Origin of the sequence: Paenibacillus terricola (assembly GCF_014779765.1) — a bacterium.
GTDB classification, from domain to species: Bacteria; Bacillota; Bacilli; order Paenibacillales; family Paenibacillaceae; genus Paenibacillus_T; species Paenibacillus_T terricola.
This window is the reverse complement of the sequence record NZ_JACXZA010000001.1, coordinates 530,896-557,145: the sequence shown is the minus strand read 5'-3', so window position 1 is coordinate 557,145 and position 26,250 is coordinate 530,896. Positions and strand designations below refer to the sequence as shown.

16 protein-coding genes and 1 pseudogene are annotated in these 26,250 nt (G+C 47.1%); 5 read left to right on the top strand and 12 right to left on the bottom strand.

Annotated features, from left to right (window positions below; translation table 11 throughout):
* Window positions 1–269: 269 nt before the first annotated feature.
* A complete protein-coding gene (locus tag H8B09_RS02450) occupies window positions 270–1,568 on the bottom strand; it encodes an alpha-glucosidase/alpha-galactosidase (RefSeq protein WP_191201882.1) in 1,299 nt (432 codons plus the stop codon).
* Window positions 1,569–1,767: 199 nt separating this feature from the next.
* Between H8B09_RS02450 and H8B09_RS02445 the strand changes: the two genes are divergently transcribed.
* Window positions 1,768–2,598 (top strand): AraC family transcriptional regulator, encoded by an 831-nt coding sequence (locus H8B09_RS02445; RefSeq protein WP_191201881.1) that lies wholly within the window; start codon window positions 1,768–1,770, stop codon window positions 2,596–2,598.
* Window positions 2,599–2,664: 66 nt separating this feature from the next.
* Here the strand turns inward: H8B09_RS02445 and H8B09_RS02440 are convergent, their stop codons facing one another.
* Complete coding sequence (locus tag H8B09_RS02440) at window positions 2,665–4,458, bottom strand: beta-L-arabinofuranosidase domain-containing protein (protein ID WP_318152519.1); 1,794 nt, start codon at window positions 4,456–4,458, stop codon at window positions 2,665–2,667.
* Window positions 4,459–4,648: 190 nt separating this feature from the next.
* Between H8B09_RS02440 and H8B09_RS02435 the strand changes: the two genes are divergently transcribed.
* Window positions 4,649–5,524: an AraC family transcriptional regulator gene (locus H8B09_RS02435; protein WP_191201880.1), complete on the top strand. Its 876-nt coding sequence runs from the start codon at window positions 4,649–4,651 to the stop codon at window positions 5,522–5,524.
* Between the two features lie 74 nt (window positions 5,525–5,598).
* Here the strand turns inward: H8B09_RS02435 and H8B09_RS02430 are convergent, their stop codons facing one another.
* From H8B09_RS02430 to H8B09_RS02400, 7 genes are all read right to left on the bottom strand, one after another.
* Window positions 5,599–5,979, bottom strand: coding sequence for an alpha-L-fucosidase (locus H8B09_RS02430; RefSeq protein WP_318152550.1), 381 nt, complete (start codon window positions 5,977–5,979; stop codon window positions 5,599–5,601).
* A 219-nt stretch (window positions 5,980–6,198) separates the two neighbouring features.
* Window positions 6,199–10,005 (bottom strand): DUF5695 domain-containing protein, encoded by a 3,807-nt coding sequence (locus H8B09_RS02425; RefSeq protein WP_191201878.1) that lies wholly within the window; start codon window positions 10,003–10,005, stop codon window positions 6,199–6,201.
* 32 nt (window positions 10,006–10,037) lie between these two features.
* Complete coding sequence (locus tag H8B09_RS02420; protein WP_224753209.1) at window positions 10,038–12,392, bottom strand: CBM35 domain-containing protein; 2,355 nt, start codon at window positions 12,390–12,392, stop codon at window positions 10,038–10,040.
* A 405-nt stretch (window positions 12,393–12,797) separates the two neighbouring features.
* On the bottom strand, window positions 12,798–14,756 hold the full coding sequence (locus tag H8B09_RS02415) for a glycoside hydrolase family 127 protein (RefSeq protein WP_191201877.1): 1,959 nt from the start codon (window positions 14,754–14,756) through the stop codon (window positions 12,798–12,800).
* Window positions 14,757–14,855: 99 nt separating this feature from the next.
* Window positions 14,856–15,896: a LacI family DNA-binding transcriptional regulator gene (locus H8B09_RS02410; protein ID WP_191201876.1), complete on the bottom strand. Its 1,041-nt coding sequence runs from the start codon at window positions 15,894–15,896 to the stop codon at window positions 14,856–14,858.
* A 558-nt stretch (window positions 15,897–16,454) separates the two neighbouring features.
* Window positions 16,455–17,753 (bottom strand): NCS2 family permease, encoded by a 1,299-nt coding sequence (locus H8B09_RS02405; RefSeq protein ID WP_191201875.1) that lies wholly within the window; start codon window positions 17,751–17,753, stop codon window positions 16,455–16,457.
* 139 nt (window positions 17,754–17,892) lie between these two features.
* Entirely contained in the window at window positions 17,893–18,471 is a 579-nt protein-coding gene (locus H8B09_RS02400; protein ID WP_191201874.1) for a restriction endonuclease, read from the bottom strand.
* 186 nt (window positions 18,472–18,657) lie between these two features.
* Here H8B09_RS02400 and H8B09_RS02395 point away from each other — a divergent pair, with 186 nt between their 5' ends.
* Window positions 18,658–20,094, top strand: coding sequence for a SpoVR family protein (locus tag H8B09_RS02395; RefSeq protein ID WP_191201873.1), 1,437 nt, complete (start codon window positions 18,658–18,660; stop codon window positions 20,092–20,094).
* Between the two features lie 260 nt (window positions 20,095–20,354).
* Window positions 20,355–20,711, top strand: a complete 357-nt coding sequence (locus tag H8B09_RS02390; protein ID WP_191201872.1) for a BC1872 family protein — start codon at window positions 20,355–20,357, stop codon at window positions 20,709–20,711.
* Window positions 20,712–20,725: 14 nt separating this feature from the next.
* On the opposite strand, the gene H8B09_RS02385 is transcribed toward H8B09_RS02390, so the two are convergent.
* The 3 genes from H8B09_RS02385 to H8B09_RS02375 are packed head-to-tail and all read right to left on the bottom strand — an operon-like array spanning window position 20,726 to window position 25,435.
* Window positions 20,726–23,359 carry an AAA family ATPase gene (locus tag H8B09_RS02385; RefSeq protein WP_191201871.1) on the bottom strand — a complete coding sequence of 878 codons (2,634 nt, stop codon included), beginning with the start codon at window positions 23,357–23,359 and terminating at the stop codon, window positions 20,726–20,728.
* Window positions 23,360–23,375: 16 nt separating this feature from the next.
* Window positions 23,376–23,939, bottom strand: a complete 564-nt coding sequence (locus tag H8B09_RS02380; RefSeq protein WP_191201870.1) for an ABC-three component system middle component 1 — start codon at window positions 23,937–23,939, stop codon at window positions 23,376–23,378.
* A gap of 5 nt (window positions 23,940–23,944) precedes the next feature.
* Window positions 23,945–25,435 (bottom strand): hypothetical protein, encoded by a 1,491-nt coding sequence (locus H8B09_RS02375; protein WP_191201869.1) that lies wholly within the window; start codon window positions 25,433–25,435, stop codon window positions 23,945–23,947.
* 142 nt (window positions 25,436–25,577) lie between these two features.
* Between H8B09_RS02375 and H8B09_RS02370 the strand changes: the two are divergent.
* A pseudogene (locus H8B09_RS02370) lies at window positions 25,578–26,219 on the top strand (SpoVR family protein); the annotation flags it as partial.
* Between the last annotated feature and the right edge of the window lie 31 nt (window positions 26,220–26,250).

The window sequence follows — 26,250 nt, the reverse complement described above, 5'->3', positions numbered from 1 at the left end:
GAAAGACTGCGCGAACCAATAGTTCGAAAACGGTTTCGATAATCGACACAACGATCCTTCTCTTCTCTGCAGCTATCGCCTATATTTTTTGAATATATAGCTCGGTTAGACATTTTACCATGATTATCTGGCTATAAAACCGCACAATGCAGACATTCAAGCATTTTAGCAATGAATTCGTTGGCTTTACTATCGAACATCATGTTCATAAAGCAGAATAAGCAAGGCTCCCCCGCATCGCGAGGAGCCTTGTCACTTTAATATGGTCGTTATTTGTACGCCGGCAACCAGCTGCCATGCGCTTCGATCAGATCATCGCACATCGCTACGATATCATCGATCGACAGCTCTGCGGAGGTATGCGGATCAAGCAGCGCAGCATGATAAATATGTTCCCGTTTGCCAGTTACCGCCGCTTCGATCGTCAGCAGCTGCGTGTTAATATTCGTTCGGTTGAGCGCCGCTAACTGCGGAGGCAGATCGCCCACATAAGTAGGCGTCACGCCGGAAGCATCCACTAGACATGGCACTTCGACGCAAGCTTCTTTCGGCAGATTCGTAATGAGTCCGGTGTTGAGAACGTTGCCGCCGATCTTGAACGGCTTGTTCGTCTCCATCGCCTCCATCATATAGGAAGCATATTCATGGCTGCGTTGATGCTCCAGATTGCGATTAGCCAGCAGCGATTCCCGCATGCTCTGCCAGCCTTTGATCTGCTCGATGCAGCGGCGCGGATACTCGTCCAGCGGGATATTGAAGCGATCGATCAGCTCCGGGTAATTCCGTTTGATGAAATACGGATGATATTCGGCATTATGCTCGGAGGACTCGGTCACATAGTAGCCGAAACGCAGCATCAGCTCGAAGCGCACCATATCATGATGCTTCTCCTTCTGTTTCTCGATAGCACGACGTTTAATCTCCGGATACAGATCGACGCCATCCTTCTTGGCTTCCAGCAGCCAAGCCATATGATTGATGCCGGCGATTTTGGTTTCCACGCCAGCGAACTCCATGCCGAGCGAATCGAACAGGTGCGGCACGCATACTTGCACGCTGTGGCACAAGCCGACCGTCTTCACGCCGCCGACGCTGGTCATCACATTCGTAAGCACAGCCATCGGGTTGGTGTAGTTCAGGAACCATGCATCGGGACAAACCTCTTGAATGTCCTTCGCGAAATCCAGCATGACAGGAATCGTGCGCAAATTACGGAAAATGCCCCCGATTCCGATCGTGTCCGCAATCGTCTGACGAAGACCGTACTTCTTAGGAATTTCGAAATCGGTTATCGTGCAAGGATCATAACCGCCAACCTGAATGGCGTTAATGACATACTTGGCCCCGCGAAGCGCTTCCTTGCGGTCAGAATAAGCTCTGATCGTGCAGTTGCTGCCGGACGTCTCCCGAATATTGTTCAGCAGCTGCTCCGAGTCGCGCAGCCGCTCGGCATCGATATCGAATAACGCAAGCTCGAAGCCTGCCAGCGCTGGCGTCAGCATCACATCGCCCAGCACATTTTTAGCAAAAACCGTACTGCCCGCACCTATAAACGTAATTTTGGACATAGTGGGAAAATGCCTCCTTCATTCGTGTAATGGACTATATTCACTATAGCGGCAATGCAACGAAATCAACATAGAATAACCCCGCCTGTACCTGTCATAATGCCAGATTGTTAGCGTATTCATCTTCCGAAATTGACATATCGCTTGTTATAATACGAGCAAAGCTTCAAATAAATCCTTCATCAGGAGCGTAATTCGAATGGGCAAAATTGAAATCATGCTGCTCGATCAAGCACTCAATCGGCAACTCGACTTGAACCTTCTGTTCCATGGACGCGAGGAGTGCGAACCGCTCCATGCATGGGGGCCCGGGGTGCGCGATTCCTATATCATTCACTACATTCATAGCGGCAAAGGCACGTTCAGAATCAACGGGGAGTCGTATTCGTTGTCGGCCAAGCAAGGCTTTCTCATTACTCCAGGCGTCATCGTTCAATACGAAGCCAATAAGCAAGACCCTTGGATTTATACTTGGCTTGGTTTCAGAGGCATCCAGGCCCGATCATTCATGGAATCGGCCGGTCTGGATGAGGCCAGTCCCGTATTCCGCGTGCGTGACGACTCCATCTTCTTCGAAACCCTGCATGACGAGTTGATCGCAGCCAAAAGCCGCAAAAGCTACGAGTTGATGTTTCAAAGCTTGCTCTACCGCTTCCTCGCCGAATTAATGGAATGCGCCGACGCGCCCGCAATCGTCTCTTCTTCACCTTCCAAAGAGGCCTACGTACGCAAAGCGACGGAATGGATCGAGCACAACTACAGCCAGAAAATCACCGTACGGCAAATTGCCGATTACATTGGGTTAAACCGCACTTATTTATCTAGCCTATTCCAGGAGCAGTACGGTCTTTCTCTGCAAACGTACTTGCTTCACTTCCGCATGAAACGGGCCGCTGCTCTTCTTAGGAACCGCAGCCTATCCATTAGCGACGTCTCCCGTTCCGTCGGGTATACCGATCCGTTCCTCTTCTCGAAGATGTTCAAGAAAGTGAATGGCGTTTCGCCGAGCCAGTCGAGAGACGATGCTTGATCACCGACTCCTGACAGTCGTTAGGTATTGACACATTCATGAATGCTCATATGCCGTGCTGCCATCTTATGCGTAGGTGAACCATTCTTGCGAATTCGAATCTCCCTGTAGATCCAAGTACACCGTATACTCCTCTTCCTCCACGCGGAATAGCGGGATAAAGGAAACCGGTTTGCCTTCTGCATCCTGCAAGACAAACTCTAATCGGTCTGTCGCTAGTCTGACGAATCGATCATTGATGCTGCTGCTCGTCAGCTCCTTCAACGGTTTATGAGGCCCTAATTGAGCAAGTAATACAGGTCCGAACATCATCGCGGCCAAACGGTCGGAACCTTGAAGCGGGATCATCTGCAGACGGGCGTCAATAGTGATCTCGATCTTATCCTGATCATTGAACATACGTTCGATTAAGATATAACCGTCTGTCCTCTCCCACGGAATCGGAGCCCCATTGATCGCCACAGTTCTGACCGCTTTTTGTTTGAGCATAAGTGTGAATGCCGTAGGCTCCGCAGTCCGGATCGTAAGGGTCGACGTGAGCCCATCAGGAAAACGCGTATGCTGCGCAATCGTGACCTTCTTCTCATTCCAGAAGACGGTAGATGAAATAAAAGCATTCAGCAGCAATCGATCCCCGCTTCGCAACCAGATATTTTTCTGTAACTCGCTCATGGCCTCCATTCCGGATGCCGTACAGCACCAGAACGTATCGTACAGCCCGCTGAATCTCTTAACTGCTCCGCTTCCCATCGGCTGATGATATTGCGACAACCCTGTCGTATGGCTGGCGCTGTTTAGGATCGCGTTATACTTCAATTGCTCCAGATGGTCCAAGCATTCAATGGAACCGGACCATTCTAGCATGCGTTCAACGATTTTTTCGGTATTGTGCGCACAGCAGCTTTCGCTCTCGCCTCCCGTCAGCGCTTCTTCCAACCTGCCGTATCCGCCCCAATGCTCCGACCTTTCGGAGACTCCGCCTTTCGCAAAAGCCGTCGCCTTCGAGCTGTTATTGCCGTTGGCAAACGTCCTTCCCTTAACGAAATGATAGAAATGCTCTGCGGCTGATTTATAGTGCTGCTCGCCGGTAATGTTGTAACGATGCATAGCGGCAAGCACCATCGGAAGATGCGTATTGGCGTGCAGATCATCCAGCACATCCTTGCCTGCGGCTAGCGGATCGAGAAAATAGCCTCTGTCAAATTGTTGCGCCAATGCAAGCACCTTGGCATCGCGCGTAATGTCATACAACGTATAGAGCGCATCGCCTATGCCCCCGAATTCATTAGCCGGGTTTACCTTCGTGCAGCGGAGAATACCGTCGATTTGCCAGAAGGACAGCTTCTCGAACCGTCCGTGAATGTAATAAGCCAGTTTCATCGCTAACGTTAAGGCCTTCTCGTTGCCAAGAAACTGATGGCAGTCGATTAAGCCCTGCAGGATCTTGTGAAGCGTATAGTAAGGAGCCCAAACCAATCTGTTCTCTTCGAGTTCCAGCGTATCCAGCTTGTCCTCTTCGAAGGCGCTCAAATAGCCGTTCGGTTTCGCGCATGCTTCCATCGTCTCTATGATTTCATACGCCTTGCCCTTCAGACATCCGTCCTGATCGGCATAGGCAAATCTGGCGCATGCAGACAGATAATGCCCGACAAAATGACCTCTAAGGCCGCACTCGACCGCCTCCCATCCACCTAACGGCTCGGCGTCGGATGGCAACCCCGCATTGATGAGGAACGTATGCATCAGGCGATCGATATCGAAGTCCTTCACATATCGCTTAACAAGCTCCCTTCGGTGCGCACAATACGAGTCGGTCAATTTGACATCGTCTAAGCTGAAATTCTTAAACAATTCGAACACCTCGATTCCAATAAGGTCAAGTCGTGCTGTACATGTTGCTTTTGCATTCTCATTGTATCGGGCGTCCCGTCTTATTTGAATGCATTCGATTTGGATTACCTATACGATTTTTGGTTTTTGTCCGTATTTATCGAAATCTCGTTTCAGGCTATAATCCGACTATAAAGGTATGATAGTAGGAGGTTAGCAGATGGATACTGATATCGCTCTGCATTGTGATCGAATATTGCGCGTACAGGATTTAGGTTTTCATAGCATAAGTCAGCTTTATGCGCACCCTGATAGAAGGTTGGACTGGGACGTGTTCCTCTATGTGACCGAAGGCGAGATGCAGGTCCGGGAGGAAGATCGCGAATATGTGGTCAAGCCGGCTCAGTTCCTATTCCTTCGAAGCGGCCTGCATCATTGGGGGGAGCGATTGACGCCTGCCGGCACCTCCTGGTACTGGATTCATTTTTATAGCCACGCAGTAACGGACGGTGATCCGCACGAAGATGACAGCTTGGACAGCTATCACTCCTACTCGATCTCAAGTGATGAATATGACAAGCGCTTCAAGCTTCCCAAACATGGCACGATCTTAAATCCAACGATGCTGAAGATTAGACTGGACGCATCTCTCGAACGGTTTCGTTCCAAAGATCCTTTCCGCGGGATTTCCTTAGCCCTGCAAGTGACGGAGCTGTTCCTTGACCTATACAGAGAGCAGCGAGCTGCCAGGACACTGACTAAGTCTGATCGTACCGTCCAGCGAATCATGGATTATCTGGAGCAGAAAGAGGGCTATTCTCTTCATTCGGAGGAAATCTCGGCTTCTCTTGCGATGAATTACAGCTATCTATGTGAAGTGTTTCGAACGAAGACCGGAAGCACGATTCAATCCTATAACGCTCGGATTGTAATGGATAAGGCAGTCCGATTAATGAGAGAATCCAACCTGAATATTTCGGAGATAAGCGAGACGCTGGGGTTCAGGAATCCTTTTTATTTCAGCAGAGTGTTCCGCAAAGTCATAGGTTGTTCGCCATCGGAATATAGGGGCGCCCTCTATCTCAATCCATTCTGATCTCGCCGTTATACGACAAAGCGGCGATGCAGACAATTGCTGCATCGCCGCTTCTATGGTTAGTTCATGGACTATTAGGGCTTCATGAACTGACCGATAAGTTTAAGCTGCTCCTGCTGACTGACTGGTATATTCCCCTCCGGACTAGGCGCAACATCAAGCAGCACATTGCCGCCGCGGATGAAACAGTCGATCATGAGCCGAATGATTTGCTCGATCGGCAGGACGCGCTCCTCGGCATCGTAGGACCAGAAGGGTGCGATCGAGAAACATTTCTCCCAATCGAACGGAATAATCTCGCCCCTGGTCTCGTGCGTCCCTTCGTCGCATTGGAAATCCCCCACCCATCCGGAGCGCGGACTAATGACGCATTGCGGCTGATGGCTTCTTACCATCTCATTCAGTCGAATCGGTTCCCAGAACCACGCCGCATCGGCATCCGTACCGGAATGGATAAATAATAAATATTCACTATCGATATAACAAAATTACGATAAAAAAAGAACGCCTCTCCATTCACAAGGAATGCCTGAGGACGTTCTTCGTCTCGTTAAGACAAGCCGTAACAAAATTTAAGCACAGGAATTGCACTTGAATTTGAACCGACTAATGCAAAGAGAATGCCCATTTTGCAGGTGTAATGCAGGAGCCGGTTACTTGTTCACCGTGCGCACTTACACCGTCCCATACACCTTCCACGACTCAATTCCCGTCGACGTCGTCGCCTTAGCCGTGATGTTGAGACGGATCTTCGTCGTTGTGACCGGCGTGAACGTCGTCTTGTTGTACTGGTTGCCGAGGACGCCGAGACCAACAGGATTGGCGACATTAACCCATGCGCTGCCGTTCCAATATTGGATCGAGCAGGAAGCCGGCAAGTCGATGCCTTGATCGTCATCGAACCAGTAGACGTCGGTGCTGGAGATGGTTACATTTTGCGCAAAATCGTACTGTACCCACTGTGTCGTATTCGGATTATCCCAGTTGCCGTAGACGGAGTGTCCCCTATCGCTAGAGCTTGTTGGGGTATACCCGTCATTGAGTCCAGCCAGACTTTCCCATGAAGAAACGAACGACGTTGATGCTGTGCCCAGGTTCGCGATGTTCTGAGCCGTCGTCGTTCCGCCGCCGCCGCCACTACTGAATGCGCTGGCAATCTCAGTCGCGCTGAGCGCACGGTTATAAATCTTGAAGTCATCGATCATACCGTTCAAATACGGATCGCTGAAGTTCGACTTGCCGATGTAGTTAAGCGTCGTGGAACCAAGGCTGGACGGCTTCAGCGTTATGTTCGAATTGCGGGCAACTTCAACGCCATCCACGTACAGAATGCCAGTCGTTCCCGACAACGTAACGGCAACGTGCTTCCACGTACCTGTCGCAAGCGGCGTCGAAGCGCTGATCTGCTGCTCCGAACCATTGCCCGACGTCGTAATGCCGAAGCGCAAGCCTCCTCCGCTGCCAGTCTGCGGCGCTAGGAACATATACGAAGTCGTGCCTGTGCCAAAGTCGAATATACGCGCCCAACCGCTGTTCGAATTCACCTTCACCCACGTGGAAACGGTGAAGTCGTTGAGCGAGCTCACTATCCCGGCAGGCAGACTCGCATAGCTGCTCGTGCCATTCAACGACAGAGCATTGCCGGACTTGCCTGCTGCCCAAGCACCGCTTGTAACGGTTGCTGTTCTGTTATTGCCAGAAGCATCGGCAGCCGAAGCGCCGCTCGTTTCATCGAACTTGTAGTAGGCCACTACCTCGCCTGTGTTTGTTGGCGGCGTTCCCGTTCCCGGCTGCAGCACGACATCGTAAGTTGCCGCCGTACCGATCGCCAAGTTCACTGTTGCACTCGTGCCGGATGCATTCAATTGACCGACAACCGTACCGCCTACAAGTACGTCATAATTGCCGGCGACTAACCCTGTGAGTGTCAGCTTCGTCGTATGCGCCGTTCCCGGCGTCACGTTCTTGAGCGTGAATGCGACGTTGTTCTTCGCGGTTGCCAGCGTTGCCGATACGAACTTGTCACGGTTAAGCTCTAAGCCGAGCTTCTGCGTGATAAGGTTGATTCGCTGATTCACGCCATCCTTCGGTACGACCACATAGCTTGAACCGCTCGTTGCAACGTCGCAGCCATAGCAGTACAGACCGAAGATCGGATCGACGGATACGTCGGAGCTGAGGATTTTGATCGCGCCGAACAGACCGAGATCTGCTTCGCCGCTCATGCCGCGCCAGCCGTTCTGCAGCGGACCGCCGCCTACGCCAAGCGCGCCGTAATTGCCCTTCTCTGCTTGGTACGTCCATGCTACCGCACCGATATTCGCAGGATCGGAGCTGATCTGACCGGAGTTGATAGCGCCGATGTTGGCGATCTTAGCTGCGTACGATAACCGCTGATCGAGCTCTGGCGTTGCCGAGTTATTCCGTGTCCAATCGTCCATCGCATAACCTGCAAGCGACGTCGTGTACTGGAAGTTCCACCAGTTCTCGCCCGTAATTGTAACTGGATCCGCGTAGTAGTACCAGACAGGCATCTGGCCTCTCGCCGCGCGCGTTTTGGTGTTGATTTTACTCTTAATCGTCGTGTTGTTATTCATCTTCGCCAGCGTATAGACCGCTTCTTCGCCCGTATTGTCGTAGTTATACTCGGAGCCGTACGGGTACTTCGTGTTGGCAAAATTGTTGTACTTCGTCGCCATCTTAGTGATAACATCCTGCGCTTGCGAGGTGTAGCCTTCATCCTGCAGCGCTTTAATCAGATCCGGCGTCGTCAATTCGCCCATCAAGCCGGTGTTCCAGTTGTAAGCGACAGGACCGTCGTACAGCGCTTTGAAGATGTTATAAGCCCGGAGCAAGTACGTCTGCTTCGTGTTCTTGTAAGTGATGATATTCGGGTACAAATTGGCGATCTTATACATGCTGAAATAAGTGTTATAGATGTGCGGGTACGCGTAGCCACGATAGGTCGGCGTCGTATTCGGCGACGGCATCAGGAAGTCCGGAATGAGGTAATCGGTATGATGGCCGCTCATGAGATTCGTCCAGATCGTCGTCTCCAAGTACTGATCGACAGCTGAAATCTCGGATGCGATTGGCGTCTGCACATTTTTCTCCGCAAGGAATTGGCCGTGCGTCAGTCCCCAATCGTCGCCCCAGCCCCAGTATCCGTTAAACACGTTGCGCTTCGACTTCGTGTCCATCATCCAATCGTCGAACGCTTTGTCGCGAATATCGCCCGTTACGTTCCACTGCGTGCTGTTGACCATGAAGGTGGAATGGCGCTGCAGCGCTGCGTCAATCGGCTCGATCGCATAGAATTGCAGAACCGTCTTCTCGCCGTTGCCATAATTGACCGTAATGTTGTTCTGCCCAAGATGGCTCATGGTGAGCTGATAGATTTTGTGGTTCGTGCCAACGGTGCCTAAGGATGTAACCGTCGTCTCCGATGGATATTGCGCTGTGATCGAGCTAATCGTCTTCGACGTGTGAAGATCGAACTTCGCCGTCTGGTTCGTCGGAACGATCATGCCCGGAATGACGTTGACATCGATCAATCCTTCGTTGTAGAGAACATCTTTCACAGCGGCGTCATTAGCCACTTTGAAGAACTTAAACGTATAAGTCTTGCTGGCACCAGCCGCCAGCGTCAGGCTTGTATTCGGCAAATAGCCGCGGTTCGTGCTCTTAATGACGTTGGAGTGGATGTAGTAGACGTTAAGTCCTTCCGCCCATCCGCCTTGATCCATCGCCCATTTGCTGCCAGGATGCTCTTCGATTCTCCAGCGGTCTTGATACTCGAAACCAGCGCCTGTCGTCGAGTCCGGCACCATTAACAGGTAAGGGCCGATGCCGCTTGGACGTTGAATTGTCAGATAGGAGCTGTTGTTGCCGACGAAGGAGTGATTAAGCACACGGGTCTCGTAAATCTCTTCATTGTTGCCGCCGCTCCAGAACTCATTGAATGGCAGCGGTAAACCGAAGTCGCCGATTTCCAGCGACTGCGTGCTCGTATTCGTTACCTTGATGCTCCATTGTAGAGCACCGCCAGCCAGCGAGTAGGTCTCATCAACCTTAAAGTTGCGGATGCCGCTTGCGTTGGTCGAGTTCTGATAGCTGACCGTAACCGTACTGCCGGATTGGCTCTGCGTGCGCGCATCCGCTGATTTGCTCGTCCATGCCGTACTCCATGCGCCTGTACCTAGCCGATAAGTGAACATAAGTTCGCCAAGCCACTGATGATCCGCCGTATTCTGATTCGGTGCGTTGACCGCGTTCATAACGTAATCGGTCGGATACGTATCTCCCGTCAGCTTAAGCGATGAAATTTCCCCGTTCGTGCCGGTCGTAACCGTGAAGTTGCTGTCTGACAAGTTGTAAGCAAAGGCGGAGCTTGGGAACAGCCAGAAACAAGCTGCGACGAATATAGCTGCTCCAAAGAAGTACAGAGGATTTCGAGAACTTCGTTCATTCGAATGGACCATTGATCTTCCTCCTCAATTGTATTGATCGATCGTTAGCTGCCGATCACTTTCCACTGCTCAATGCCTGTCGAGTAGCCTGATCTTGCTGTAATGTTCATTCGAATCTTCGTCGTCGTCACTGGGGTAAATGTCGTATCGTTGTAACGATCGCCCAATACACCAAGACCGGATGCATTAGCTGCGTTCACCCAACTGCTGCCATTCCAATACTGGAAGCTGTATGAAGCCGGCAGATCGATGCCTTGATTGTCATCGAACCAATACACGGATGCGCCTGAGATGGTATGGCTGCTGGTCCAGTCATATTGCACCCATTGGGTCGTGCCCGGATTATCCCAGTTACCATATATCAGATGTCCACGGTCGCTTGAGCTTGTTGGACTATAGTTGTCATTCAATCCGGCTAAGCTCTCCCATGAAGATACGAACGACGTTGTTGCCGTTGCTTGCGGCGCTAAGTTCACGTTAGTTACTGTCGCTGGATTCACAGCGATGTAATCCAGCTCCGCATAACCGGTTGCGCCTTTCGTCAGCCGGATCGTATTCGTTCCGGCATTCAACGTAATCGGCACGTTAACGCTGGCAAACTGCCCCCACCCTGCGGTTACGGGATAACTAACAGTCTGTGCGGCTCCGCCATTGACCGATAAACTGTGGGTAGATGTCGAGCCATTGCCGTTAGCATAACGGACCTCAAGGCTGTAAGCACCTGCCGTTGGCGCCTGCACCGAGAACTGCACATAGCTGTCTGAATAATCGATCTGGCCCACATATTGGCCGCCGGATGCACTTGTGCCCGTGCTCACATTCGCATGATTGATGAGGGCGCTCTCCGCTTCATAACGAGATGGCGTTGTTGTGCCGCCGCCGCCCAGATTGATCGTAAACGACTTTAATACAGCTGCACTTGACTCGTCGTAATCCCTTAACTTCACCGTAAACGTATAGCTGCTCTGCGGCGCAGTTGAGGCGATTGTACCGCTGATCATGCCTGTGAACCGATCCAACGTCAGTCCCGGCGGCAGCGACCCGCTCGACAATGTCCAGTCATAGAAAGGAACCCCGCCATTCGCCTTCAATTGCTGACTATAGGACGATCCCTTCGTGCCATTCGTGAGCGTTGATGTTACGATCGACGGTGCCAGGAATGGCGTTAAGTTCTTGTTCACTTTCCAGCCGGCATTCTCGGCAATGAGCAGCGTCAACTTCGTCAGCATCCATCTTCTTGTCGGGAACAAACTCGTCCATCCGGCGCTTTGGCCGCTGATCCGATCCCAATATTGCTGGTCGCCTGGAATGTGGTAGCTCGTATCGAGCGGAACGGTACGCCCCTGATAAGCGATAACCTCCGGATCGTTCGTACCCGAGCTTCCTACGTAACTTGCCATTCCCGGCCATGAGTCGCTGTAAGCGAAGCCGTGACCGAATTCATGCATAATAAGGCCGTATACATCCGTCACTTGGCTCAGATCGGTCTTATACCAATCATCGTCATTAATGGAAGTGAACACTGTTGCGTTCGCATAGAAGTCAAGCGCAGTACCTAGCGATCGATGCAGATTGCCTGGCGCATTGACGCCGTTGATTTTATGGTACTTGCCGTTATTGGACGACCAACCGGTAGAGTAAGGATCATTCAGCCCCCGCAGGAATATCCATTCTCCATTAAACGGCGCATTGTTGCTGACATTCGTATTTCCATTGAAATTATCGTTCGGCACGAAATTCGTCTCGTCCCCGGTCGGCACCGTGTCGAAAGGCTGGATGTCGAGGAAGTAGAACCAGTCCTTGATCGCTCGTTCCGCTGCCGTCTTAATGCCTGGGTCGTCAAAATAATGATTCACCGTATCATAACGATAGTCGAATACGAGCGGGAACGTCGTGTCCTGGTTGTCATCTTGGTCGAGCACTCGGATCGGCAGAGATTGTGTCCGCGTCGCGCCGCTATTCTCCCGAATCTGCATCGATAACGTGTAATTCTCGATCGATCCAGGACCGCCAACCCGATCCGGAGCAATCTCAAGCAGGAAATTCTTTTGCTCCGAAGCGTTGTTGAACGTCAGCACCTTCGTCGCTCCCGTTGCTGAAATCGTACTCGGCAAATCCATCATGAGCCGCGACGAGCCTTGCGCTTGCAGCGTGATCGTTACAGGGTATACGGCTGTTGCTGGCGGCTTAACCGTCAGCTTGACATAAGGGTTCGCGATGTAGCCCTGCCAATCGACGAGCTCGATGCCATAGCTGTTCAATTCCCGTCCAAAAATATCAATGACGGACGCTTCGGACACTGCTGCAGCGTGCACTTTCGAGCTGCTGCCTGGCAACCAGGTGCTGGTCACACCTGTTAGCAAGATGAAGCTCAAAGCTGCACTTGCCCATTTGTTCATTACTTCACTCTCCTTTTCATTTGTGCGTGGCATAGCTTGTGATTGTCATACCGAGTAAGCTGACGACCGACAATAGCTTCACATGTGGTCTATTGGACGAGCATCACCCCTTTCATAAGCTATCAGAATGGCAGATTGGCGATTATGAAGTTAGGCACTAGCTGTTGGCAAGTTGGGTTTGCGGGAAGAAGAAGGATAGTCACTGCGTTGTAACAGAGTAATGTTATTCGCAGACAACAGGAAGAGGATCTGTCACAAGATGAGATAGAAGGGATTTATTGCACATAGTATGGGTATGCTAACTTATTTTTACATTAACTTGGCGTAAAATAAGTCCTATACCTCTAGCAAATTGTTGCACAAGGTATGGGACTTACATCGATGCACTCACATCATTGATACCGCTTATAACTCCTTGACCCAGACGGTCATCTCGCCTTCGCCGCGGTTCGCCCATGCATAATAGGGAATGAATGTTGCGGTAACCGGTGCTGGATTCCACTCGGCATTCCTGCGATATAAGGCGCCATTCCGCCACGCATCTGGTGTATCGCCGCGAACGGCATCCGCTGTTATGACATGAACGCCGCCTAACAGTTCTCTGATCGGATTGGCGCGAAGCTCGCTGTCCCTTGGGATATAGAGCTGATGCAGATTGGCTCCATTATCCGCTTCCTCCAAGCAATAAACGAACGGTCCACGCTGAAGCGCAATCCGGCCTGCTGTATGACGAACAAGCGGATGTCCTTTCATCCGATGTACAGGCATCCCGAATTCGAGCTCGATACGGTCATCCGAGGACCATAAGCGGTCAATCTCGATGTAACCATTATCGCCTGTAAAAGCTGGATAAGGTATGCCATTGAGTGTCACCGATACGCTGTCCGTCCAATCTGGCACTCTGAGCGCAATCGTGAACGATGTCGGCTTATCCATTGAAACTCGGAATTGAACTTTACCTTCCCAAGCATAATCGGACTGCTGTTCGAGGTGAATTTTTCCGCCATCCAGCTCCCATTCAGCATGGCCGCCGATATAAAGCTGCGTGTAGACGGTGCGGTTACTGAACGTATAGATATAGCCGCCTAGAGATGCAAGTAGACGTGCTATATTAGGCGGGCAGCAAGCGCAGCCGAACCAGCCTTGGCGCACTGTTTTGATATGATGATAGATTGCATTGTTATGGACAGCCGTCGGAGTCACCTCAAGCGGATTCACATAGAAGAAATGTTTGCCGTCCTGCGACATCCCGCTGACGACCGTGTTATACAATGCCCGCTCCATGACGTCGGCATATTCGCTCTTCGGCTCAAGCGACAGCATCCGATGAGCGAAGAAGATGAGACCGATCGAAGCGCACGTCTCCGCGTATACGGTATCCCCTGGCAAATCATAGTCCGATGTAAAGGATTCCCCGTAAGACTGAGAGCCGATTCCCCCTGTAATGTACATGCGCCGTCCCACGATATTGGACCAGAGTGTCTTGCAAGCCTCTAGCAGCTTCGTGTCGCCCGTTAATGCAGCTACATCCGCCATACCGGTCAGCATATAAACGGCTCGCACCGAGTGTCCTTCCGCCGTCTGCTGCACGCGTACGGGAAGATGCGCTTGGCTGTACGGATAGTCTTGCGACATCCGCAGCTCCTTGAAATGAACCGTCCCGCCGCGTTTCTCCCATTCTGCCTGATAGAAGTGAGGACGGGTGCCGCGCTGATCCAGGAAAAATTCGCCAAGCCTCAAGTAACGCTCTTCTCCAGTTGCCTGATAAAGTTTCACAAGCGCCAATTCGATTTCCTGATGGCCGTCGTAGCCCTTGAGCTTCTCAGGTTCTGGTCCGAATACAGAATCTATATGATCGGCCAGACGACATACGATATCGAGCAGCTTGCGCTTGCCGGTAGCCCGATAGTAGGCGACAGCCGCTTCGATCAAGTGCCCTGCACAGTACAACTCGTGGCATTCAGCGAGGTTGGTCCACCGCTGGCCCGGCTCTTTAATCGTAAAATAAGTATTCAAATAGCCGTCCGGCTGCTGCGCGCATTCGATAATGTCGATCATGCCATCGGCTAGACTCTCAAGCTCAGCATCTGGCTTCGTCTCGAGCAGATAAGCTGCCGCTTCCAGCCATTTGGCGACATCGCTGTCTTGGAACACCATGCCCTCGAACTCGCCAGATGCTTGACCGGCTGCGATCTTGAAGTTGTGCACCGCGTGGCTCGGTTCCGCCTCAGGAACCTCATCGTTCAGTGCCCTCCACTGATATGGCACAACAACCTCACGTACAAGCCGAACGTACTCCGACCAGAAACGATCCTCGATCCGAATATTACGCAGCGGTATGAACTTCGTTGGACTAATCGTCATGATCAAACTCCTTAATGGTGCGGATTGTGTCTCCGATTGCCGTGGATGTATCATCTCAAGATCATTTAAACGTTTAAGTTCATAGGTGAGAGAAAACCGCTACTCCTGTCTTGGAGGAGCGACCGATTCTCTTTCCAGCAGCTTGCACAGAGGCTGCACTTCTTGTTTCACTTCGGTTTCATTAATTAATCCGGTAAGAATATTCATAGAAGAATACCCCATCTCATGCAGGGGCAGGTCCATCGTTGTGATTCGAGGGTTGAGGTAATCGCTAAACTCACGGTTATCGAATCCGACGACGGACAGATCACGAGGAATTTGGAAGCCGCACTCGGCTGCTGCGCGAAGCGTACCTACAGCCATGACATCGTTCATGACAAGCACTGCAGTTGGCGGCTCCGGCAGCGACAGCAGTTCTTTGGTCAATTGATAACCGGAATCAATTCCCCAGTCACCGATCTTAATATATTGAGGGTTGAAAGGCAGTTGAAACTCTGTGACCGCTTTGTAGTAACCGTTAAACCGCAGCCGCGAAGGCGTCGAATCCATCAGACCGCTAATGATCGCAATGCGTTTGTGGCCTCGGTCGACCAAATACTGCATCGCATCGAAGGAAGCCTGCTCATCGTTATACTGTATCGATACATCCTGATCCGTATAGCAATACGTGTATACGATGGGCTTGCCGTACGTATTGACTAACCCTGTCACATCGCGTGGATGAACGCCGATATAGACGATTCCCTCCACTTGCTTGGACAATAGATCCGACACAGCGCTCTCTGCATACTTCCGATAAGCGTCTACATTCGAATAGTTGTGTCCTACTCGACGGTGAAGACGCAAATTCGTCAAAATGATATGCAGATCATGCTCATCCGCATATTCATTAATGCCGTCGATAATCTCCGGGACGTTGAATACCGTTACGTCTTCAGCGATAACGCCGATCGTGTTCGTCCGCCTGCTCTTCAGGCTCTTCGCAATATCGTTAGGCCGATAGTTAAGCTCTTCGATAACTTTGAGTACCCGTTCTTTCGTCTTCGGTCGAACATTGCGAGTGCCATTGAGCACATAGGACACGGTGGCCGTAGATACATTTGCTTTGGCCGCGATTTCTTTGATCCCTACTTTGGTCACCACCGCCCACCCTTTCTAATCGTTTAATAACCTATTTCTGTTATAACATTTCCCCCTTGAACGTACAAGTGAAAGCGCATAACTTCCTTGATAACTCCCCTTCCCCAGCACTTATTAGTGCAGAATAATAACTTCTATCGAAACGCTCTAGCCTTGCAGCTTGTCGTCCAGTTATTACGAATTTGTTGCTCACCATCCACGGCGTTACTTCACCGCTGTCATAGTACGGGTTAAGATTTATTAATATGCCTGATTCTTGGATGCGCTTTCATAATTTCGTCGGAAGTACTGAACAATCGCAAGTATCTAAACGGTTAGATTTTGTCATGTAAAAAAACGGAGTCTCCATTCTGGACCTAAACGCATAGAAATGCATTGTCGAAGCATCCCGAATATCATCACCGTATTCTTACTTGATTATCCATAAATATAATCGTTTAGATAACTTGATTAGGTTATACCATATCCATATTTAAACATGCAAGCGCTTTTTTTTGATCAGGACCAACAGCCCAGGCAGCTCTTTTATCGCTGCTGGGCTTGGCTGGAGAACGTTCGCTAGTGCTCTAGAAACACGATCTGGATCACAAACAAGACGGCAAACACATACAGAATCGGATGAACGTCACGATACTTGCCGCGCAGCAGCTTAATGATCGGGTAAGCAATGAAGCCGATGCCAATGCCCGTTGCAATGCTGTACGTAAGCGGCATGAGCACCACGATCAGAAACGCCGGGAATGCTTCTTCGATCTCGTTCCACTCGATCTGGCGCAGTACATTAATCATGAGAAAGCCGACGATGATTAGTGCTGGAGCCGTAATAGCCGGAATGTTCGCCAGAACGGCAACGACTGGGGAGAAGAACAACGTAAGCGCGAGCAGAATACTGACGAATACGGCAGTGAGTCCTGTTCGACCGCCAACTGCGACCCCTGCACTTGATTCGATATAGGCCGAAGTCGGGCTTGTCCCAAGCAGAGCGCCGCCTGTCGTACCAACGGCATCCGCTAATAATGCGCCTCTTGAACGAGGAAATTTGTTGTCCTTCATCAGCCCTGCTTGCTCGGCCACACCTAGCATAGTACCCGTCGTGTCGAACAAAGTAATCAACAGAAATGTAAATACCACCCCGTACATTCCTTCTGAGAATACCGTTCCAACGTCTAGTTGGAATGCCGTCGATGATAAGCCTGAAGGCAGTGAGACAAGCTTGTCCGGCATCTCGATAAGACCCATGATCCATGCCAGTACAGCGGTAATGAGCATGCCGATGAACAGAAATCCTCGCACTCGATAGGACATGAGAACGAGTGCGATCACGACGCCGATCAGCGTCAAATACGTCATCGGCTCCGATAACGAACCAAGCGTAAGCAGCGTAGCCGGCGAGGCGACGACGATGCTTGCTTTTTGCAAACCGATAAAGGTAATGAACAAGCCAATGCCCGCGGTTATCGCATGCTTCAAGCCGGTTGGGATGGCATCAAGCAGCATGTAGCGGAATGACGTGAGCGATAGCGCGATGAACAACAAACCCGCCACGAATACAGCTCCGAGCGCAGTCTGCCACGAGACACCGCTTCCGCCTACAACGCTGTATGCAAAATAAGCATTGAGCCCCATCCCTGGCGCTATAGCTATCGGGTAGTTCGCCGCGATCCCCATGATGAGAGTGGCTATTATGCTGGCCAGTACGGTCGCAACGAATACGCCGTGGAAATCCATTCCCGACTCGCCCAGTATGCCTGGATTGACAATTACGATGTAGACCATCGTCAAGAAAGTCGTTACACCCGCAAGCAGCTCGGTAGACACCGTCGTACCGCGCTCCTGCAGCTTAAACCAGCGTTCCATCTATCATCGCCTCCATCATTGGGAACCTTCGCATGTCATTTATTCTTCTCCTTACGATGTCCCGTGGGAGGAAGAAATAGTCATAATGAGGTCAAGGATCGAGTTGCGGGTCTACCAAGATCCATCCAAACATGAGCCGTTAAACCTGAGGAACCAATTGCAGCTCTTGGGCACTTTCTCTTTTATCCTCCAAATAATCAAGCCATAGTTCCACCAACTGATTCCCGTTAATGAGATCGATATTAAGCCCTTTGGCATAGGCATACGCATTCGGTGTAAATTGGCTGGTCGTGACCACATACCCGCCAACAGCACCTTGCTTCATCATCTGAGAGTGAATAATCGCGATGGGCTCATACCCGACCGAATCTTGATAACACTTCACTTGCCCAAGATATAACCCTCGATCGGCTTGTTCCTCGATATCGACTCCATAATCGCCTGAACCTTTGGTCACAAACGTCCTTCCTCCTCGAACAGACGCCATCACATCCGCTACAAAATGTTCAAACAGCAGCGGATCCTCCTCTTTATCCGATCCTTCTTCCCTCTTGAAACGATTATAAAGTCCAATCCTAAGCGTTTCTTTCATCTCTTCATGGGAAGTGAATGCTTCAAATGCATGAGCTCGATAACTGTTTATCATTTGTCTATACTTGTAATCCCGAAATAGGAAAAAGCAAATCACGACACCAGACAAGCCGAGCAATATATTCATAACCCATCCTCCTTCTTGTTGTCAGCCTGTCCAATCCTCTAGTGTTCCAATCCGTGCTTTCTATCCAATAATATCGCTGCATCTAAGTTCGGGACTACGCCTCCTGTTGTTACGCAGACATATCCCCCTCTCCTGAGACATACCTATGGTATGAAACGTATTACTTCGCTCGGAGGGATCATGCCGATGAAACAAGACGAAATCCGCCAGCTCGAGCGGGCGATTGATGAGATTACAGAGATCGCTCAAGGGTTCGGCCTCGACTTTTATCCGATGCGTTATGAGATCTGCCCCGCCGACATCATCTACACGTTCGGGGCGTACGGCATGCCGACTCGATTCAGCCATTGGAGCTTCGGCAAGACGTTCAATAAGATGAAGATGCAATATGACTTCGGCTTGAGCAAAATCTATGAGCTGGTCATCAACTCCAACCCGTGTTATGCCTTCCTGCTCGACGGCAACTCGCTCATTCAGAACAAGCTGATCGTCGCTCACGTGCTCGCGCACTGCGATTTCTTCAAGAACAATGCCCGTTTCAGCCAGACGAACCGAAACATGGTCGAGAGTATGTCCGCTACCGCGGAACGCGTTGCGCAGTATGAACTGGAGTACGGCTCCGAACGGGTGGAGAAGTTTATCGATTCGGTTCTCGCGATTCAAGAGCATATCGATCCGAGAATTATGCGGCCCTACAACCTTGACAAGGCTCGTTACATCGAGATGGTCGAGAGAGAGAACGCCAGATCCATCCGCAAGCCTGAGGTCGAGGGCGCATACGATGATTTGTGGTCGTTGGATCCATCAGAAGCCGAGAATACGCAGGAGTCTACTAGTGTCCGATTCCCTCCAGAAGCAGAGAAGGATCTCGTCTGGTTCATCGAAGAATACTCGACCATGCTCGAGGACTGGCAGCGCGACATTATGTCGATGCTTCGCGACGAAATGCTCTACTTCTGGCCGCAGCTCGAGACGAAGATTATGAACGAAGGCTGGGCTTCGTATTGGCATCAGCGCATCATCCGCGAGCTGGATCTGACAAGTGAAGAAACTATCGAGTTTGCGAAGCTGAACAGCTCCGTTGTCGTGCCGTCGCGGCATACGTTGAATCCGTACTACCTCGGGCTGAAGATATTCGAGCATATCGAGAAACGCTGGGACAATCCGACGCAGGAGGAACGCGAACGGTTCGGCATGAAGCCAGGCAAAGGTCGGGAGAAGATATTCGAGGTACGCGAAGAAGATGCGGATATTTCGTTCCTACGCAACTACCTCGACAAGCAGTTGGTGAAGGATCTGGACTTGTATGTATTCGAGAAGAAGGGTCCGGAGTGGAAAATTACCGATAAAACTTGGGCGAACATCCGCGATCAGCTCGTCACCTCCCGCGTCAACGGCGGCTTCCCGAGCATCGTCGTGCAGGATGGCGATTTCAATCGCGTCGGCGAAATGTACCTGAAGCACCGTTACGAGGGCGTCGAGCTCGATCTCAAGTATCTCGAGCGCACCCTCCCTCATATCGTGTCGCTGTGGGGCAAGTCGATCCACCTCGAGACGGTGATCGAGGATAAGAAGATCGTGTTCAGCTGCGACGGGAAGAAGACGAGTCGGAAGTTTATTTGACAGTTGATGGGCTTAACTTGTGATGACCTCCAGATTCTTTGGAGGTCATCTTTTTTCTACCCAACGGTCAAGATGCTCAAAGATTTGATGTTGTGGGCAATGACTTCTTAAGCCGGATTCCACATAATCCATCTTTAAAAATCATCTTCATATTAAATGGGACAGACTCATACAATCTTTAAATAGAAGTAGTTCCTTATCGGTGCAGAAATTATTGGATAAACTAACGATAAGAAAAAGGGCTAATTGGGAGGGATATCATGAATAATTACTGGAATAATCTAACTAGTTTTGAACGAAATCTACTCGTCGGAGTAAAAGTAATGAATTTCTCGAATGAGAATAGTTTATCAGAAAACTGGAGAACTTCATTTTCTTATCATCATGATTTGGGAATGTGGAATTTCTCCACAAACCCAAGACAAGCATATGACGTGATTGAGAAACTCATCGATGAGGGACATGCTATTGAAATAAAGATACACAATTACAAACAATTCTCCTGTAGAATTGCACTTTCAACTGAAATCCTTTCAGGAACCTCCTTCTCAGATGCAGAGACATTTCAAGAGTCAATATGCCTTGCCGCATTGAGAGCAAAAGGTGTTAGTATATAATACAGCAATAATAATTAGTATTCCAAATTCCTGTACTCCCCGTAGCCATCAAACTTAAGATGACATAAATTAACGCCAAATGTCTTCATTTTGTGAGCGATAAGTTTTTCAAGATCTTCATTGCAAGTCGTAATAAATAGTTGATCGAAAAAGCGCTCTTTATCGTTTTGTTCCACTCTGAGAAGGTCGACAAATGACAATACGTTTAAATCATCCATTGATTGTATAGGATCATCAAGAAAATAACATCTAAAAGGATTTTGTTTCTGCCCCATTGCTACTGTTAAGAACATCGACAGAGATACCATTGAAAGTTGACCAGCGCTCAAAACATTAGGTACATACATCTCTTTACCACCATCAACAGTTACAGTAACATTGGTTTTTTGTGTGGTTCTACCTTCGGGCATTAGATTTATTGATTCAATATTAGTATGCCTACTGAGTCTTTTGAAAATTCTCTGCATAGGTTCATTTATTTGATCCCCGATAAGCTTGTCCCATTTATTTCGTATCTCTCTTAGCTCTCTTTGAATCTCCTTAAGCTTAGTAAGCTTCTTTTCTTTAATATTTATTTCATTATTTATAGCAGTACGCTTTCCTTCCAATTCAATTATTATCTTGTCCGCTTTTTTTATTAGTTCATCATTTTTTAGTTCATTTTCAATTTTCTTCAGAATATTAATCTTTAATTTAACGTTGTCTAGATTAATATCCTTTAAAGGTAGTAATGGCTGGTGCAACTCTAAAAAGTTTTCAGTATATCGAGTACTTAATTCAATAAACTCCTTAAAAATCTCAATTTTTTGTATTGCCGTTAGTTGGTTGTATAATTCCCAATACTCTTCATTTTTGGTATTTTCAAAACTCTTGTAAACAGATTGAATCTTGTTAAGCTGATCTTGTGTAAGAGGTGTTTTCAATTCAGCCCTAATTACAATTTCTCGTTCTAACTCAAAAATTTTCTTTGCAGTTAATTCCCTAAGATTAAGACTGTGCTTATTTATCTCCATTATAAAAGTATCCATCTGACTAAAGGCATTAACAATAAGTGTTACTTTTCTAAGCATATCATTAAGAACATTCAAAACAAGTCCTTTAAGCTCCGAAAAGTGATTAGACATTTCATCCTCAACAGATGCCAATTCATTAGCTAAAGAGGCACGCGCTTCATCTACAGCACCAAGTAATGTTTTAGCTTCTTCTGCTAACTCAATGTGTTGATCTATAAATAATTCTGTACTCCCGCAAAGCGGGCACTTTTCATGTCCATTATGTCGTATCTGTTCAAAGCCCTTAATATGATCTACTAACGCACGTAATGCCTTTGTACTCCGTTCATTCGTTTCAAACCCTTTTATTTGATTCGCATATTTTTCCTTTAGTGCTGCTCTCTCTTGCAGCTGAGAAGTTATATTTATGATACGTTCATCAAGTCCATATTTTTTTTGTATTTGATCGATAAATACATGACTTTCATTATTATAGCGCGTGTAATCTTGAATCTTGGAGATTTCTGACTCTAAAGAATACTTTCTTTCTTTGTTTTCTTGTAGATCATTACTTTGGATCAAGCTTATCAAGTTTGCATTACGTTCAAATGGCTCTCTTACTTTTTTTCTAAAGTTTATCAATTCATTATTCGCAATACAACTTTCTAACTCCGGTCGAATAAAGGTTTCTACATTTGTTGCTAATAATACTTTTTCTAAGTACTCATAATTCATCCGTTGGTCTTTACATAGAGCATATCTTTTTTCTAATTCATCTTCATGATAGTAATAATATTCGGCATCCTGTTCCCCATTAAAATAAATTTCTCGAGGACTTTTTTTGATTTCTGCTTCAAGATTGCTGACTAGAGCAATCTCCTGTTTCAGTTCAGTAAAATTATTTTTTTCTTGATTTAATGTTTGAAGTACCGTTTCAAGTGATTCTCTATCTGTGTTGATCTTATTATTTAATTCATCAATTAAACCTATCTTTATATTTTTGGTTTTTCCTTGTTTCTCTTCAAATCCATTTAAATTATTTAATATTATTTCTATTTCCTCAGTACCGCCAAAAAAAAGTGAGAACGACTGATAAAAATCTTCTCTACTGTTATTGTAAATTTTTAGGTTTTTATCAAAGGTACAAATATGTCGATCGTAAAAATATTTCGACACCTTAACTTCCTCGTCTAATTCAGTAAAAAATAAATCATCTACTGTTTTTCCCGCGTACTCATTGCCCTCAATCTTGAAACTAAAGTTGGTTTCATCTAAATTAAAACCATTTTTTTCAGTTGTAGCGTTAAATGTTCTAATCAAACTTACATTTTTACCATTAAAATATGCCTCTATTTCTACACTAACACTATCTCCTTTTCTACTTGAGTTATTTTTAATCAAACCAAGTTGTAATGATTTGGAGTTTTCTTTTCTTCTTAAAAATTCGCTTTCCAGCCTTCTCACAGTGCCGGTTAGACACCACTCAATCGCATCCAACAAAGTTGTTTTCCCAAAGCCATTTGAACCACTAATTAGGATGATTCCATTTTTCATATTCTGGGTCTCTTTATTTGAGAATAAATCAAAACTTTTTTCTTTATAACCGCGAAAGTTCATTATATGAACTTTACAAATAATAAATTTATTATTCGTCATATTATCAGCATCCTCGTTATTCAATCTCCAAGAACTTAAGAATTTGATCTAACTCAGGTCTTTCAGGTTTACTTAGTTCTTCAAACATTGCATCTCCTAAAACATTGGACACATTACGATTCAGTCCATCGTATCCATTAAACTGTTCTTTGATATGTAAACTAATAGCTCTAATTGGTAAAATATCAATTTCTTCGTCTGTGTTTTTTGCACTACTGTTAAGAACAAATTTCCTACAGTAATATTTATTCCTTTCAATATTTAAACGATTTATTCCGTCCAATAATTCATTATCTACTTGCTTTTTATTCAAAGGACAAATCAAAACGAGATTGATATTATAAGATAGAGATATATTAGGAAATAATAACGTGAATCCAGCAATTTTATTAATAATTATCTGAACTTCATCTAAAGCCATGGGTTCATCTTTACTTTTAACAATATACATCTCGTTTTCTTGTTTATTTAAATAAACGTCATCTAAACCGAGCTCCTCTAAGTGTTTTCTAAATTTAGATTCTTCACTTATAGGATTAAAGCCATTATCCTCAAGATGTTTTTTTACACGAATGATCAAACGATTCACCCCATTTTACAATTTACTTTAAAAATATTAGGAACATGATCAATTGTCCCCGCTTCCCCTACATTCAAACAGTTTAAACATTGCACGGTAAAATAGGAGTCTGGTTCGCATGTATTTAATGCCCACTTTTCTACCGGTACTTTTGTAATATCAAGTCTATATGGAATCATATGTGAAGCACGAAGTTGAGCTATATTTCCCCAGTACCACACATTCGGAATATGATCTTCATTCTCTATAGAAGATAATCTAGTACGCAACATCCCTATTGTTTTTATTGCATCTAATGATTGCTGAGGATCAGCTAAAATAACCCCTTGTTTTCTTTCTTCATGGGGGTGCTTAAATAACCAACAATTTGTTGTAAATTCAAACCAATCATCAAGATTGTTAACAAGACAAGTATTCTTTTCGTATGCATAAATAATTTTAGCCAACTTAAAAATAAACGCTCTGATATGAACAAAATTCTTACTGAATTCTTCATATTCAGCAATTAATGTATTATTATGTTGCAAGTTTCTGGAATCACTTATAGAAGAAATAAAACTGGTCCTCTTTTCGGGTTCATCAAGATGTTTCTCAAAGAAGTTATGGATTTTCTCTGCAATTGATTCGTAGTCGTTAACAACATTAGAATCAACAACTGAGTTAGGAAGTAATGGATTGGGCTCCGACATTTGCTCTAGATATTCATCAAGTGCCCGATCAATTAATTGCATTATTTTTAAAAAGTAAAACTTAGGATCAATAATAGGATTAGTAGTGAAGTAGTTATTTATCTCCTGTAACCCAATGGAATTACCAGCCCTCCCAGCGTTAATCATATTACTTAAGATAGCTGCATACAAAAAATCAGGATTATACTGTGCAGAACCATGACTTGTATATAATCTTCTTTTAATTTCTGCAGTCACTTCCGGGAGGCTTTGCGTTTTAACAAACTGAGTTTGGGAAATAAATTTATTCCTCATTTGTAGTGAGTCTGTACCTAGTTCTAAAATTCGATGATATACAGGATGTTGTTTGTTTGCCTCTGTCTCATTTTCATTTTTTTCAAAGGCATCTTTAAGAACACTTGCTGTGTCTTTTTTCGGAGATCTATCGTAATGAAATATATTAAATTTTTTATTAAGATGTCCGGCATTGTTTTCTAACCGCAGGAATGAATAATATAACCATAATATTGCTTCTAAATACTCTGAATTACCCGCGTATTTATTATGATGCTTAATCTGAGCAAGACGAACATACTCATTCCCACTATCAATAAAATACTTTGCGTAATCCTCTACGAGTTCAATTTTATATTGAGAATTAACTCCAGGAAACTGATCCTGGAAAGGATCTTCACTAGATTGGTCCATGAGAATATGTAGCAAAGTCAATTCAAACTGATAAAAATATCCGTCTATTGAAGAATAGGCATTTCTATTTGCAATTGATCCATTTAGTACATTTAAATGATCAGCTGGTGTTGGGCTCATATCTATTCCCCGATTCTGGAAACATAATACCTATATTTTACTCTAAAAAAACATATTGTGTATAGAACACTAACCTCTCTGAAACAAGAATTAATGCGTTATTACCAATAAATAAACTATCTACTTCAACAGAGCACCTTAGCTCAAAGAAGGCTGGGCTTCGTATTGGCATCAGCGCATCATCCGCGAGCTGGATCTGACAAGTGAAGAAACTATCGAGTTTGCGAAGTTGAACTGCTCCGTTGTCGTGCCGTCACGGCATACGTTGAATCCGTACTACCTCGGACTGAAGATTTTTGAACATATCGAGAAACGCTGGGACAATCCGACGCAGGAGGAACGCGAACGGTTCGGCATGAAGCCAGGCAAAGGTCGGGAGAAGATCTTTGAGGTGCGCGAGGAAGACGCGGACATCTCGTTCCTGCGCAACTACCTCGACAAGCAGCTGGTGAAAGATTTGGACTTGTACGTTTTCGAAAAGAAGGGTCCGGAGTGGAAAATTACCGATAAAACGTGGGCGAACATCCGCGATCAGCTCGTCACCTCTCGCGTCAACGGCGGCTTCCCGAGCATCGTCGTGCAGGATGGCGATTTCAACCGCGTCGGCGAAATGTATCTGAAGCACCGCTACGAGGGCGTCGAACTCGATCTCAAGTATCTTGAGCGCACCCTCCCTCATATCGTGTCGCTGTGGGGCAAGTCGATCCACCTCGAGACGGTGATCGAGGATAAGAAGATCGTGTTCAGCTGCGATGGGAAGAAAACGAGTCGGAAGTTTATTTGAATAAGGAATCCCGAGCGCCGGTTAATGGCTC